The organism is Rickettsiella endosymbiont of Aleochara curtula (genome assembly GCF_964030935.1).
GTDB lineage: Bacteria > Pseudomonadota > Gammaproteobacteria > Diplorickettsiales > Diplorickettsiaceae > Aquirickettsiella.
The window spans coordinates 427,785-441,959 of record NZ_OZ034990.1; the positions used below are offsets into that span (position 1 = coordinate 427,785).

Consider the following 14,175-nt stretch of genomic DNA (forward strand, 5'->3'; position numbering starts at 1 on the left):
ATAACTGGCACATCATTAACGATAATAGGTGCCGCGTTCATTTAAACATCGATCAATAAACGGGATGGATCTTCCAGTAACTCTTTTATGGTTTTTAAAAAGCTTACTGATTCTTTGCCGTCAATAATACGATGATCATAGGATAATGCAACATACATCATCGGTCTAATGACTACCTGGCCGTTTTCGGCTATGGGTCGTTCCTCTATTTTATTCATGCCCAGTATCGCACTTTGCGGCGGATTAATGATCGGTGTGGCTAATAACGAGCCGAAAACGCCGCCATTGGTTATGGTGAAGGTACCGCCAGTCATGTCTTCAATAGCGATCTGATTTTCTTTGGCTTTACGTCCATAATTAGCAATGGTTTTTTCTATATCGGCAAACGATAAACGATCCGCATCGCGTAAAATAGGCACTACTAAGCCGCGATCGGTCGAAACGGCAATCCCAATGTCAAAGTAACTATGATATACCACATCATTACCATCAATGGACGCATTCACTGCCGGAAAACGTTTTAAGGCTTCGATAACCGCCTTGGTAAAAAAGGACATAAAGCCTAAACGTGTGCCATGTCTTTTTTCAAAACTATCTTTATAAAGACTACGTAGTTCCATGACTTTTTGTAAATTAATTTCATTAAAAGTCGTTAAAATAGCCGCATTATGCTGTGCGGATACAAGTCGCTCAGCGATACGCGCACGTAAACGTGTCATGGGCACCCGTTTTTCCAAGCGCTCGCTACTATCATGCGTAGCCGCTGCAGACATGTCCGAGATACGACTGGAAAGATTCGGTGCGGGTGCCGCGGGTGACTGTGCTTGTTGCAAAACATCGGCTCGTGTCACACGACCCGATTTGCCACTACCTTTAATATTTTCTAAAGGTAAATCTTGTTCAGCAGCAGTGCGTCTTGCCGCAGGTCCCGCCAAATGGGCAGCACTATCGGCGGTTTTAGGTTTTTCTGCGACGGGTGTCGCAGCGGATGGAGATGTAGATGCAGAAGGTTTCTCAGTTTTCATACTAGCTTCCTTGTCAGTATCTAGATGCGCTAAAATTTCACCCGCTTTAACCACAGTTCCTGCTTGTTTTAAGATTTCGCCCATCACGCCGTCGGCGGGTGCCGGTACTTCTAAAACAACTTTGTCGGTTTCCAGATCGACTAAATTATCATCCCGTTTAACCTTTTCACCGGGCTTTTTATGCCAGGTGACGATGGTCGCATCAGCAACCGATTCCGGTAACATCGGAACTTTTACTTCAATATTCATCTCTGGATTCCTCTACTACTATAAATGTTAACTCAGCTTTAGGTTAAAGCTTCTTTAACCAAGGTTTGTTGTTCTTCTGCGTGCACTAAAGGTGAACCCACCGCGGGGGCTGCGGAAGCGGGTCTACCGACATAACGCAAGGTTTGAGTTTTTGCTAGACACGAAACAAGGTGATGTTGGATACCATACCACGCCCCTTGATTTTTAGATTCTTCTTGGCACCACACAATATCTTTTACTTTAGCGTAACGTTTTAGTTCAGCACTTAGCTCACTGTCTGGAAATGGATACAGTTGCTCAATGCGTATCAGTGCAATATCTTCACGTTTTTGTGCGCGACGTTGTTCGAGTAAATCATAATAGACCTTACCACTACATAAAACGACACGTTTTACTTTTTTGATATCGATTTCGCTATCGGGAATAATAGATTGCCAAGCACCGCTGCTTAATTCTTGCAAAGTCGATACGGCTAATTTATGTCGTAGCAAACTTTTTGGTGTCATCAGGATTAAAGGTTTTCGATACGGTCGTAACATTTGTCGTCGTAAACAATGGAAAATCTGCGCTGGTGTACTAGGCACACAGACTTGCATGTTGTCTTGCGCGCAGAGTTGTAAGAAACGTTCTAAACGCGCTGAGGTATGTTCAGGTCCCGAACCTTCATAACCATGCGGCAGAAATAAAACTAAACCACACAGTCTGCCCCATTTTTGTTCGGAGGAGCTTAAGAACTGATCAATCACCACCTGCGCGCCGTTAACAAAATCACCGTATTGTGCTTCCCAAATCACTAAACTAGTCGGGTTGGAAATAGCATAACCATATTCAAACCCCATCACCGCGGCTTCCGAAAGTATCGAATCAATCACGGTAAACGCATTTGGGTTTTTAGCCAGCTGCGCTAACGGCACGATCGTTTGATTGGTATTAAAATCATGTAGCACGGCATGGCGATGAAAAAAGGTTCCGCGTTCACTGTCTTGACCGGACAAACGCACTTCGTAATCTTCTTGCAATAACGTAGCGTAGGCCATGGTTTCAGCATAACCCCAATTCAATGGTAATTCACCGGCGGTCATTTTACGTCGATCTTGCATAATTTTAGCGACTTGTGCTTGCAATACAAAACCTGCTGGCAAGGTTTCTATTTGCGACGCTAATTTTTTAAGTAGATTTAAATCTACTGCGGTATTCGCCGGTGACCGCCAATCTTGATAGCGATAAGGACGCCAATCGATACGATAGGGATTCTCATAATCACTGGTAAGACGTTGCACAACGGGTTGGCCATTATCTAAACGATTTCTGTATTCATCGGACCATTGTTGAACTTCTTCGGCAGTTACTACACCTAGTCTAATTAAGACATCGGCATACTGTTGCTTTGCGGTCGGTAATTGTTTAATGGTTTGGTAGATTAACGGTTGTGTCGCAGCTGGCTCATCGGCTTCATTATGGCCGTGACGGCGATAGCACACTAAATCAATGACCACATCTTTTTTAAAGGTCTGTCGAAAATCAAACGCAAGCTGTAAAGTAAATAATACGGCTTCTGGATCGTCACCGTTAACATGAAAAATGGGTGCATCAACAATTTTAGCCGGATCGGTACAATACCAACTGGAACGCGCATTTTGCGGATCGGTGGTAAAACCGAGTTGATTATTCAGGACTATATGTAAGGTCCCGCCGGTACCATAAGCTTCGGTTTGCGATAACTCAAAATTTTCCATCACGATGCCCTGACCCGAAAAAGCTGCATCACCATGAATCAATAAAGGTAATACCTGTTTTCTACTGCTATCTTGACGACGCTCTTGACGTGAACGTACCGAGCCTTCCACCACAGGATTAACTATTTCTAGATGCGAAGGATTAAACGCCATGGCAACATGCATCACACCATGGTCAGTCTTTATATCGGCAGCAAAACCTTTATGATATTTGACATCGCCGGAACGATTTTCTTGCGTTAACTTACCGGCAAATTCTTCGAACAATTTAGCCGGTGATTTACCTAAGATATTAATCAGTACATTTAACCTGCCACGGTGAGCCATACCGATGACAATTTCTTGCACCGCAGCGGCGCTGGCATGCGCGACCAATGCTTCGAGCAGAGGAATTAAACTGTCACCGCCTTCTAAAGAAAAACGCTTTTGTGCAACAAATTTATTACCCAAAAATTTTTCTAAACCGTCCGCGTAAATTAAACCCTTTAAAATAGTTTTTTTAACTTGCGCTGAGAAATTGGGTGTGCCGCCGGCGACCGTTTCAATACGTTCTTGCAGCCAAGAACGTTGTGCATGATCGGTAATATGTTCATATTCAAAGCCTATGCTGCGGCAATAAATCTTTTTAAGCTGCATCAGTAAACTTTCAGCAGTCACACTTTGCAAACCAAGTAAGCCATTGAGATTAACGATGCGTGTTAAATCTTGTAAGCTAATATCATGGTTTTCTAAACTTAAATCGACAATCTCTCGTTTTGGCGCTAGTGCTAAGGGATCCAAATGTGCTTGATAATGTCCATAACGGCGATAGGCATCAATTAATCCCAGTAACTTATACTGTAAATCGCTGGCCTGATGCGTGACTCTTTTTTCGGCTGGACGTTGCGCGAGTTCAGTGAAATAAGTACGAATATCGGCATGCGAGACATCATTTTCTTTATCACTGAGTTGACCAAAATAGGTTTGCCATTCGGCACTGAGTTGACTCGGGTCGTGCAAATATTGCTCATAGAGAGTTTCTAAATAATTACCGTTCCCACTAAATAAATAGGAGTTTTGTTGTAAGGCCTGTGCCGATTTTAATTGCTCAGTCATGATGGTTGAATTTTACCCTCAAAAATTTCATACTTCTTCTTTTAAAAGCTCTGAACGTATATGACCTATTGCCTTAGCCGGGTTAAGGCCCTTAGGGCAGACCGTGGTACAATTCATAATAGTCCGACAACGAAATAAACTAAATAGATCATTTAATTCCGCTAAACGCTGTTCTTTAGCATCATCGCGATTATCCACCAAAAAGCGACAGAGCCACAATAAAGCTGCTGGCCCCAAAAACTTATCTGGATTCCACCAGTACGAAGGACAAGCACTGGTGCAACAAGCACATAAAATACACTCATAAAGTCCGTCTAATTTTTCGCGCTGCTCAGGCGATTGTAGACGTTCTTTGGCGGGCGGTTCTTTATCATTGATGAGATACGGTTGCGCTTTTTCGTATTGACGAATAAAAGGTTCCATGTCCACCACTAAATCACGGATCACCGGCAAGCCTGGCAAGGGTCTTAAAACGATCGGTGAACGCAAAGATGAAACCTGCGTGATACAGGCCAAACCATTTTTACCATTAATATTCATGCCATCCGATCCACAGACGCCTTCGCGGCACGAACGACGAAAACTCAAGCTTTGATCGTGCTCTTTCAAACATTCCAAAGCTTCCAATAACATCATGTCTTTACCGGGCGCGATCTCCAGCGTGTAATCCTGCATGTAAGGCTTTTTGTCGATCTCAGGATCATATCGATAAATAGAAAATTGCATAATTTTTTAGCCTAATAAGTAACCTTATATAATAGAGTCAAATTAAAAATAGTGTTGTCATTCTGAGCACGTAGCGCTTATTCGCCATTGGAGCACCGTAGGTGCGCGGCAATCTCTGGATGGCCGCGCTCATTACATTCGCTCGCCATGACGGTGATCTTTTTATGTTGCATCAATAAGAACGCTCTTTAAGTTCCATCGGTGGCACTGTCTTAGGTCTCCGATTCACTGCTCTAAATCCTATAGTATCCGCATCAGAAAAGTATAGTAAATGTTTTAACCAATTTTTATCATCGCGTTTGGGGAAATCTTCACGACTATGCGCACCACGACTTTCTTCGCGCGTTAATGCCGAGACTGCTGAAGCATAGGCCACTTCCATTAAGTTATCGAGCTCTAAGGCTTCCACACGCGCGGTATTAAACACTTGGCTATGATCAGTTAACACGGCGTGCCTTAAACGTTCTTGCAATTGTTTTAATTTGACTAAGCCTTCTTCCATGTACTTCGCGGTACGAAATACACCAAAATCGGTTTGCATCACTTTTTGCATGGCTTGCCGAATCTCAACTAGACTTTCACCGTGTTTGGATTGCTCCCAACGGTTTAATCGGCTCAAAGCCACATCTAAATCATCCTGGGTAATATTGAGTAACGGTAAATCATCCTGAATTAAAGATTCACCGACATGTAAACCGGCTGAACGACCAAACACAATTAAATCAAGCAACGAGTTGCCACCCAATCGATTCGCACCATGCACAGAAACACAAGCACATTCACCCGCAGCATAGAGGCCTTCAACAACTTGATCCTGGCCTTCGATATCAACCGTGATCACTTGACCATGAACATTGGTAGGAATTCCGCCCATCATATAATGACAAGTAGGAACGACCGGTATTGGTGTAGTAATGGGATCCACATGCGCAAACGTCAAGGCCAATTCTCGAATTCCAGGTAAACGTTTTTTAATGATATCCCCGCCGAGATGATCCAATTTTAATTTTAAATAATCGATCCCTTCTGGATTAAACCCGTTTCCGGCACGTAATTCCAAAGCCATGGCGCGTGCAACTACATCACGCGAAGCCAAGTCTTTCGCGTGCGGCGCATAACGTTCCATAAAACGTTCGCCGTTTTTATTAATGAGATATCCGCCTTCGCCGCGACAACCTTCAGTAACTAATACCCCGGCACCGGCAATACCAGTCGGATGAAATTGCCACATTTCCATATCTTGAACCGGAAAACCCGCGCGTAAGGCCATACCAATACCATCACCGGTATTGATCATCGCATTGGTTGTCGATTGAAAAATTCTCCCTGCACCACCCGTCGCTAAAATGGTGGCACGACTATGAAATAAAACTACTTCACCGGTTTCGATGCATAACGCAGTCAATCCAGCGACTTGACCTTGCGGCGTTTTTACCAAATCAATAGCGTACCATTCATTGAAAAAATGCGTCTTAGCTTTTAGGTTTTGCTGATACAAGGTGTGTAGTAAGGCGTGACCGGTTCTATCTGCAGCGGCACAAGTACGCGCTGCTTGATCACCACCAAAATTTTTGGATTGACCGCCAAAGGGACGCTGATAAATTTTTCCTGAGTCCATACGCGAAAACGGCAAACCCATATGTTCCAACTCATACACCGCTTCGGGACCGGTTTTGCACATGTATTCAATACTATCTTGATCACCTAAGTAATCGGAACCTTTAACGGTATCGTACATATGCCAGCGCCAATCATCTTCATGTGCATTACCTAAGGCACAAGTAATACCGCCCTGCGCGGAAACCGTGTGCGAACGTGTCGGGAATACCTTAGAAATCAGTGCGACTTTCTGACCCGAATGCGCTAATTGCAAAGCTGCTCGCATACCCGCGCCACCGGCACCAACGATCACTGCATCAAATAGGTAGGTCGGTAAGGCCATAAATTAGTTGCCCCAGAAAATAACTAAACCCCAGATAAAATAGAGGAATAGTGCAATGATAATGATGAGTTGACTGATTAAACGTAAACTCGCTGATTTAATATAGTCCGTCACTATCGTCCACATGCCAATCCAAGCATGCCAAAATAAACTTAATAAAAATAAGCTACTGAACAACCGCATACCGAGATGACTGAATAAACTCTGCCAGGTCACATAATCTAGAGGCTGATGGCACAGAATGAACGCCAATAAAAAAATAATATAGGTAGCCAAAATAACCGACGTAGTTCGCTGGATTAACCAATCGCGCATGCCGTTACCGCTCAGACTGGTTACATTGGTTAATTTTTTTACCATAAATAAATTCCCATCACACCCGTCACACCTATCGCCAGCACAATAACCAAACCGGCGCTAAAACGCGCGGACTTCAATTCTTCGCCTATCGCAGCATCCATTAACAAGTGGCGTACACCGGCAAATAAATGGTAAAAAAGCGCAAATAAAAAAGCTAACAGGATCAATTTAGTCAAAGGATATGCAAAGCACGTATGCACAGTAAAAAAAGCCTCTGGACTCCGTAGCGTAAGCGCCACGACAGCTAAAAAAACCGGGATAATTAAAAATAAGAAAAAGCCAGAGATTCGATGCAAAATAGACACGATCGCCGTGATAGGAAAGCGAATGGTCAATAAGTTAAGATTAACAGGTCGTTTACTCACAGATTGTAAGCCTTTTAATGAAACCAGAGGGAAAATACTGGGCGATTATACGCTTAAATAGCGCGCAAATACAAATTACTTGTACTTTTTTCAAGCTTAGAACTTTACTAGGCCTTGGAGTTAAGCCTACGCTAGAGTTGGAATAATAAAAATTAAAATCATAGCCAATAAATTATGCTAAGCTTTCTAAGCTGTCATTTTATTTAAGGATTTCTTAAAAAAATTATTGGCAGCACTTTATCGCTAATTTAATAACACTGGAGCTGATTATGTCAGGAATACTAACAATAGGTATAGTGTTACAAGATTGGTTAGACAATGCATCCACTCGTGAAGCATACAAAGAACTTATCCAAAATCCTATCATTAGAGAAGTTTCTATTTTTAATGATCCAGCAAAAGCCGCCATTACCCAAGATCAAGTAAAACAATTTGCTGATACCATTCGTGTTCTCCGCACCGATATTGACATCGCGGTTGATCAAGAAGGCGGATTAGTGCAAAGACTCCGCGGTGAAGGATTTAGCTCCTTATCGAAACCCGACGATTTACGTAAGCTGTATCTATCCGGTCAGGAAAATGCGGCGTTGGAAATAGCCAAGGCATGCGGTATTGTCACTGCCTATGAACTCGGTCAAGCGGGTATTAATATTTTGTATGGACCGGTATTCGATACGTATAATCCCGATGCCGCAATTATTGGAAAAATTGGTCGATCGTATGGGAATCCACCAGTTAGCACGTCTTTACTTGCAAATTATTTGAAGGGGATAAACGGATGCCTGTATACCATCGCAAAACATTTCCCGGATCATGGACAAGTAACCAATGATACACATATCCAGATGGCTACTGATACACGCAGTATAGAGGATATTTGCATACATTCTTTACCACCTTATAAATATCTCAACTACGATGGATTGATGATACCCCATGTGATTTATACAGCAGTCGATGAATTACCTGCTACGTTATCAGAAAAAACCATCACCACTTTTGTGCATAAATTGGCTAGACCTGCTATGCCGCTATTTAGCGATGCATTGGAAATGCATGCCTTAGCATCCATAGCACCCACCATGAATGACAGGGTCAAACGCTGTCTTGAAAGTGGCTGTGATGCCATTTTATATTGCGGCGGCGGCGGGAAACAAGAGCCCGATTATTTAGATACGCTGCAGAAATTATTTACTTTTATTGAAGAGCAAAAACAAGCTGAACCAGCTTTTCTACAGCGTTACCAATCGGCAGAAGAAAAAATAGCGCTGTTATCTAAGAGAAAGATAAATCCACTCCCGACGCACACAGAATATGAGCATGCTAAAAAAATTATTGATGTGTTTGCTTGTAAAGCTTCTGCTGGAATAACACCAGCTCCCGCACCGAGAATGTAAATTTAAAATAATTGACTAAATCCTTCCTTCAGTTAATGCTGGAGGGGGGGGGTAATCAATCAAATGTGTCAATGATATCAAGATTAAAATCTTTAACGGATATTGAATCGCATGCAAACGGATTCCGATAAATTTTCTCAGGCGCTCATCAATTGCCCTCCTCACGCTACTTTCTTTACCATGCTCGAGCTATTATTACAGCTTCAAAACGCATACGAGAAGTTCCCAGCCTCTCCCGCTGATTTGGAAAAAAACCAAACTTTTCTAGACGAAGTATTTTTACATGGAAAATATGCAAAATTTCAAGACGCTAACTTTAATCTTCTACAAGGCATGAATGAAGCAGAATTTGTTCACTGGAAAGCTTACCTTGAAGAAATTACAAACAATAAAAAAATAGAATTTTTCACCGAGTTGCTTACAAATGAAAAAATTTCCTTAAGCTATTTTAAAATTCAATTTGGGCGTTACCAGCTTAAAACGTTAAAAAAATGCTGTTTTTTTACATTATCCAAAAATATTGCATTCCTGCAGCATATTGATCAATTACCTTTACCCAAGCCATTACAAAAAAGCTTAAGAGAATTTGCGGAACAACAAATTAATGATACTCATCTAGAATTACGCAGCACTTAAAATGCTTGCACTTTTTCTAATCTAAACCGACTAAACGCGCTAATTTTTGCATCTCGTCGGTTTTTCAATTTAGGACATTTTCTTTAATCCAGTTTGAAAGTTCTTTCTTGGTTAACTTTTTTTCAGCAACTTTCAACATAATATCTACAATAGCTTCTGACTTTGCATCAAGTTCATAGCCATTTATCTCTAAAAAATTATACAGGACAGAAAAAGCGGTACGCTTATTTCCATCATTAAATAAATGGCCTTGAGCTATTGCAATACAATATATAGATGCTATTTCGAACAGATCATTAACGTCTTCGTAGAATGAATAATTTTCAGCACGATTTAGGGCAGCCTCTAAGGATTTGTGCAAGGAAATACCCGCAAGCCCGCCTGAGTTATTCAGAATGTCATCGTGGACTTTAATAACTTCATCAATGGTTAGCGTCTTTATTTTATGCATATGCATTAACGCTTTGCTAATTCTTTAAACACATCCGGATATTTTTCCAAGCATTTTTTTGTAGCTCTTTCTACTTCGGATTTTGATGCATAAACTATTTTTATGTCACTAGGTTTTTTTTTATTCAAAATTTTTTTCTTTCTCATAACCAAATCTCCTCTAATTTAATCTAAACCGACTAAACGCGCTAATTTCTGCATCTCGTCGGCTTTTAATTCACGGTATTGGCCTCTGCTCAGATCTTCAGGCAACGTCACATTGCCAAATCGTACGCGCAACAAACGACTGACATTGACACCCTGTGATTCCCATAAACGCCTGACTTCCCGGTTACGCCCTTCTTTCAGCACCACATGATACCAATGATTAGCACCGGATCCACCTCGCTCTTCAATCCGTGTAAACGCTGCCATGCCGTCTTCTAGTTTCACTCCATTTTTCAAACGATCCAAAATTTTCTCATCGACTTTTCCGAGTACACGCACGGCGTATTCTCTTTCAATCTCGTAAGAAGGATGCGATAGACGATGCGCTAATTCGCCATCATTGGTAAACACTAATAAACCTAGGGTGTTAATATCTAAACGACCAATCATGATCCAGCGTTGACCGCGCAAACGTGGCAAATGTTCAAATACTGTCGGTCGACCTTCAGGATCTGACCGTGCACAGATCTCACCCTCAGGCTTATGATAGATCAACACGCGACGTTGAAAATCAGTCGCGGGGACTAAAGGTACCGGCTTACCATCGATCAAGATTTTTGCCGTCAAATCAATTCTATCACCCAGCTTAGCAAGCTGATGATTAATACGAATTCGACCTTCGCGGATCCAACGCTCAATTTCGCGACGCGAACCGATACCTAAATTGGCCAATACTTTTTGGATTTTTTCATTCATACAAGCTAACCGGTTAATCCTCTCATATTATGCTAAATTAAAAATCCCTGTTTGTATTTCTTTTTCACTTTCGAACAAAGATTTCTTGCAACAATTGTTAATGGTATACTTAAGACTGCTTTTCAGGATGAAAAGTTCGCAACAGGAGTTGTATGCTACCCAGAATATTCATTACCGTATTATTAATACTCACCGCGGTAACCACTTACACGCAAACCCATAATACGATTATTTATCAACCCGCCGCCACGCATTTCTTTAAAAATGCCGATGGCTCGAAACCGGCTAGTGCGCAGACAAAAACACTCAACCAAGCGGTGCTAAATAAACTTCCTTTTGAGCGACGGGATGATTATAGTCTGGCTAAAAAAGGATTTATTGCTTCCTTTCCGGCATTGTCGATTAAAAATAAAGAACAGCAAACGGTTTGGTCACTACGAGCTTATGAGTTTTTAACGGACAATGACGCGCCTTTTACGGTTAACCCTAGTTTGTGGCGTCAAGCACAACTTAATATGAATAACGGTTTATATCAAGTAACCGATTCTATTTATCAAGTGCGCGGTTTTGATTTAGCCAACATGGATATTATTGAAGGCAAAACCGGCATCATTATTATCGATCCGCTACTCAGCGCAGAAACGGCCAAAGCCGCTTTAGAGCTTTATTATCAACATCGACCTAAAAAACCCATCAAAGCCGTAATCTTTACACATAGTCATGCCGATCATTTTGGTGGTGTATTGGGCGTTATTTCAGAAAAAGATGTCAGCTCTGGCAGAATAAAGGTTTTAGCACCGGAAGGATTTTTAGAGCATGCCGTCAGTGAAAATGTTTATGCTGGGAATGCCATGAATCGACGCGCAATGTATATGTATGGACATATTTTGCCGCGTAGCACAACTGGGCAAGTGGATGCGGGAATAGGAAAAACGCTTTCATTAGGTGAAATTACGCTGGTCGCTCCTACGGATCTGATTAAAAAAACTGGCGAGAGAAAAATCATTGATGGTGTAGAAATGATCTTTCAAATGGCGCCACACACCGAAGCACCCGCGGAAATGATCATCTATTTTCCGCAATTTAAAGCGCTATGTATGGCAGAAGATGCCACGCATACCATGCATAATCTCTATACCTTACGTGGCGCAAGCATACGTGATGCCGTGGCTTGGTGGAAAGCGCTCGATGAAGCCATCGAATTGTTTAGCAACAAAACCGACGTAATTTTTTTTCAACATACCTGGCCGGTCTGGGACCAAACGCATTTAACCAATATGTTACGCAAACAACGCGACTTATATAAATTTATCCATGATCAAACCTTGAATTTAATTAATAAGGGTTACACGGCTAACGATTTAGCGTCTCACATGAACTTTCCGCCGGAGCTGGCAGATGAATGGTTTAACCGCGGTTACTATGGTTCACTTTCGCAAAATGCCAAAGCCATTTATCAATTTTATCTCGGTTGGTATGATTCTAATCCCACTCATTTGGATCCACTTCCTTCCGTTGAGACGAGTCAAAAAACTATTGAATATATGGGGGGTGCTTCCGCTGTCCTCAACAAAGCACAGCAAGATTATAAAAATGGCAATTATCGTTGGGTGGCACAGGTGTTAAATAATCTCGTGTTTGCCGATCCGAATAATCAAAAAGCACGTCTACTCGAAGCCGATGCGCTCGAACAATTAGGTTATCAAACCGAGAATGCGACTTGGCGCAATGAATATTTAGTGGGTGCATTTGAGTTACGTCATGGTAAGCCTGAAACCATTATGAAAGGTCCCATTACACCAGAAGTATTAAAAGCCATACCGATTCCCATGATTTTAGATTACATGGGTATACGCATAAATGCAGCAAAAGCGCAAAACAAAAAAATGGGATTTAATTTAAATTTTACTGATAGGAACCAACATTACGGCCTAAGCCTCGAAAATTCGGTACTAATTTATACACCGAATAAACAAGTTTCTTATGCCGATGCGACGATAAATTTAAGCCGAGATACATTAAATACCATACTATTGAAACAAAAGACCATCGAGCAAGCGTTACAAGATGGGAGCATACAGATTCAAGGTGATAAAAATAAATTAAGCGAATTCATGAGCTTATTGGATGACTTCCCTTTTATGTTTAATATCATGACACCGATTGCTTCCGATGCATAGGCAACGAATGATTTAATATATTACGCTCGTCGTCATTACAAGCACCTAAAATATTATTGCATTGCGAACATCTAAAATATACCGTCATTGCGAGCACCGTAGGTGCGTGGCAATCCATGGATGGCCGCGCTCATTGCATTCGCTCGCCATGACGGTGATATTTTTAATTTCTTACGATTGTTTGGTTAGAATTGGTAACTTATCGATAAGGTATAAACTCTACCTTGAAAACGCGCTTTAGCATTAAACTCCTGCATAAACTTTCCAGTCATAGTTAAATTCCATGGACTAACCGTATAACCTAGCTGTGCACCAGCTGCATGCACTTGATCAGTGGCGGCGAGATTCGCTAATAATGCTGATCCACTATCATGACTCACCTGCCATTGATCATAGCCGGGAATACCGATTTCTAAGATTCCTTGATCGAGCGTAATATATTTACTGATCCCCCAATTTAATGAAAAATAATTTCCGGGCTTAATATCCACATCGGTTTTTCGTTGATTGATATCGTAAGTAGCGGTTAATAAAAACGCCAGAGAGTGTTGCTTATCAAAGTAAAAACCACTGGCGAGTTGTAACTCATTCGTCCAAAAACCTAAACCAATATTATTGCGATCGAAACGTGCATAACGTCCACTCGGCGCATATAGCGCGTATGAAGCTGAAAGATCCAGATTAGGCCAATGCCAAGTCAACCAAATCGGTCGCAAATAAAGATCACCAAAACCCCAACTGGATTGGTTTGCGGCGATTCCGGTATTTTGGATTTGCAAAAAAGCTTGTAACGAAGGGTTAGCAATCGGTTGTATGACCAGCAATGCATAATTAGCGCCGAATAGTTTTTTGTTGGATGACCAAAGAAAAGTAGGTGCCGTAAAAAAAGTATTCACATCAATATTAAGCTGCGTCGGCACTCCATTAATAACCGCCGATTGAATAGAATTTCCATTGCGATCTTTTAAATCATTACTGCTATATAAATAGTTGTATAAAGTAAAGTAAATTCCCGGGGGCGGTGAGATAAAGCTTCGAATGTCCCAACTACTTGGAATAAAATGACCTAACTCACCCGCCCGCACGCACGATACAAAACCATAGAATAAAA

General features: G+C 41.6%; 13 protein-coding genes. 3 read left to right on the plus strand and 10 right to left on the minus strand.

Annotated features, from left to right (window positions below):
* Positions 1–41: 41 nt before the first annotated feature.
* The 6 genes from odhB to sdhC all read right to left on the minus strand — a co-directional run bounded on the left by odhB (position 42) and on the right by sdhC (position 7,498).
* Positions 42–1,274, minus strand: coding sequence for a 2-oxoglutarate dehydrogenase complex dihydrolipoyllysine-residue succinyltransferase (gene odhB, locus AAHF87_RS01830; protein ID WP_342146609.1), 1,233 nt, complete (start codon positions 1,272–1,274; stop codon positions 42–44).
* A 38-nt stretch (positions 1,275–1,312) separates the two neighbouring features.
* Positions 1,313–4,105: a 2-oxoglutarate dehydrogenase E1 component gene (locus tag AAHF87_RS01835; RefSeq protein ID WP_342146610.1), complete on the minus strand. Its 2,793-nt coding sequence runs from the start codon at positions 4,103–4,105 to the stop codon at positions 1,313–1,315.
* Positions 4,106–4,132: 27 nt separating this feature from the next.
* Complete coding sequence (locus tag AAHF87_RS01840) at positions 4,133–4,831, minus strand: succinate dehydrogenase iron-sulfur subunit (protein WP_425287991.1); 699 nt, start codon at positions 4,829–4,831, stop codon at positions 4,133–4,135.
* Positions 4,832–5,003: 172 nt separating this feature from the next.
* A complete protein-coding gene (gene sdhA / locus AAHF87_RS01845) occupies positions 5,004–6,773 on the minus strand; it encodes a succinate dehydrogenase flavoprotein subunit (protein WP_342146612.1) in 1,770 nt (589 codons plus the stop codon).
* A 3-nt stretch (positions 6,774–6,776) separates the two neighbouring features.
* Positions 6,777–7,133, minus strand: coding sequence for a succinate dehydrogenase, hydrophobic membrane anchor protein (sdhD, locus tag AAHF87_RS01850; RefSeq protein WP_342146614.1), 357 nt, complete (start codon positions 7,131–7,133; stop codon positions 6,777–6,779).
* Positions 7,127–7,498, minus strand: a complete 372-nt coding sequence (gene sdhC / locus AAHF87_RS01855) for a succinate dehydrogenase, cytochrome b556 subunit (protein ID WP_342146615.1) — start codon at positions 7,496–7,498, stop codon at positions 7,127–7,129. Before sdhC ends, sdhD begins: the two co-directional genes overlap by 7 nt.
* A gap of 269 nt (positions 7,499–7,767) precedes the next feature.
* Here sdhC and AAHF87_RS01860 point away from each other — a divergent pair, with 269 nt between their 5' ends.
* Positions 7,768–8,895 carry a glycoside hydrolase family 3 N-terminal domain-containing protein gene (locus AAHF87_RS01860; RefSeq protein ID WP_342146617.1) on the plus strand — a complete coding sequence of 376 codons (1,128 nt, stop codon included), beginning with the start codon at positions 7,768–7,770 and terminating at the stop codon, positions 8,893–8,895.
* A gap of 111 nt (positions 8,896–9,006) precedes the next feature.
* Positions 9,007–9,531, plus strand: coding sequence for a hypothetical protein (locus tag AAHF87_RS01865; RefSeq protein ID WP_342146618.1), 525 nt, complete (start codon positions 9,007–9,009; stop codon positions 9,529–9,531).
* 64 nt (positions 9,532–9,595) lie between these two features.
* Here AAHF87_RS01865 and AAHF87_RS01870 read toward each other — a convergent pair whose 3' ends face one another.
* From AAHF87_RS01870 to rluB, 3 genes are read right to left on the minus strand one after another with little or no spacing between them, the layout of a single operon-like run.
* Positions 9,596–9,982: a type II toxin-antitoxin system death-on-curing family toxin gene (locus AAHF87_RS01870; protein ID WP_342146620.1), complete on the minus strand. Its 387-nt coding sequence runs from the start codon at positions 9,980–9,982 to the stop codon at positions 9,596–9,598.
* Positions 9,983–9,987: 5 nt separating this feature from the next.
* Positions 9,988–10,128 carry a hypothetical protein gene (locus AAHF87_RS01875; protein WP_342146621.1) on the minus strand — a complete coding sequence of 47 codons (141 nt, stop codon included), beginning with the start codon at positions 10,126–10,128 and terminating at the stop codon, positions 9,988–9,990.
* A gap of 18 nt (positions 10,129–10,146) precedes the next feature.
* Positions 10,147–10,884, minus strand: a complete 738-nt coding sequence (rluB, locus tag AAHF87_RS01880; RefSeq protein ID WP_342146622.1) for a 23S rRNA pseudouridine(2605) synthase RluB — start codon at positions 10,882–10,884, stop codon at positions 10,147–10,149.
* Between the two features lie 152 nt (positions 10,885–11,036).
* On the opposite strand from rluB, the gene AAHF87_RS01885 reads away from it, so the two are divergent.
* Positions 11,037–13,064 (plus strand): alkyl/aryl-sulfatase, encoded by a 2,028-nt coding sequence (locus tag AAHF87_RS01885; RefSeq protein WP_342146623.1) that lies wholly within the window; start codon positions 11,037–11,039, stop codon positions 13,062–13,064.
* A 185-nt stretch (positions 13,065–13,249) separates the two neighbouring features.
* On the opposite strand, the gene AAHF87_RS01890 is transcribed toward AAHF87_RS01885, so the two are convergent.
* Positions 13,250–14,149 (minus strand): transporter, encoded by a 900-nt coding sequence (locus AAHF87_RS01890; protein WP_342146625.1) that lies wholly within the window; start codon positions 14,147–14,149, stop codon positions 13,250–13,252.
* Between the last annotated feature and the right edge of the window lie 26 nt (positions 14,150–14,175).

What these genes read in the sequence shown, in the direction of transcription:
- odhB (WP_342146609.1), bottom strand. Translation starts at nt 1,274, where the DNA reads ATGAATATTGAAGTAAAAGTTCCGATGTTACCGGAATCGGTTGCTGAT.
- AAHF87_RS01835 (WP_342146610.1), bottom strand. Translation starts at nt 4,105, where the DNA reads ATGACTGAGCAATTAAAATCGGCACAGGCCTTACAACAAAACTCCTAT.
- AAHF87_RS01840 (WP_425287991.1), bottom strand. Translation starts at nt 4,831, where the DNA reads ATGCAATTTTCTATTTATCGATATGATCCTGAGATCGACAAAAAGCCT.
- sdhA (WP_342146612.1), bottom strand. Translation starts at nt 6,773, where the DNA reads ATGGCCTTACCGACCTACCTATTTGATGCAGTGATCGTTGGTGCCGGT.
- sdhD (WP_342146614.1), bottom strand. Translation starts at nt 7,133, where the DNA reads ATGGTAAAAAAATTAACCAATGTAACCAGTCTGAGCGGTAACGGCATG.
- AAHF87_RS01860 (WP_342146617.1), top strand. Translation starts at nt 7,768, where the DNA reads ATGTCAGGAATACTAACAATAGGTATAGTGTTACAAGATTGGTTAGAC.
- AAHF87_RS01865 (WP_342146618.1), top strand. Translation starts at nt 9,007, where the DNA reads ATGCAAACGGATTCCGATAAATTTTCTCAGGCGCTCATCAATTGCCCT.
- AAHF87_RS01870 (WP_342146620.1), bottom strand. Translation starts at nt 9,982, where the DNA reads ATGCATAAAATAAAGACGCTAACCATTGATGAAGTTATTAAAGTCCAC.
- AAHF87_RS01875 (WP_342146621.1), bottom strand. Translation starts at nt 10,128, where the DNA reads ATGAGAAAGAAAAAAATTTTGAATAAAAAAAAACCTAGTGACATAAAA.
- rluB (WP_342146622.1), bottom strand. Translation starts at nt 10,884, where the DNA reads ATGAATGAAAAAATCCAAAAAGTATTGGCCAATTTAGGTATCGGTTCG.
- AAHF87_RS01885 (WP_342146623.1), top strand. Translation starts at nt 11,037, where the DNA reads ATGCTACCCAGAATATTCATTACCGTATTATTAATACTCACCGCGGTA.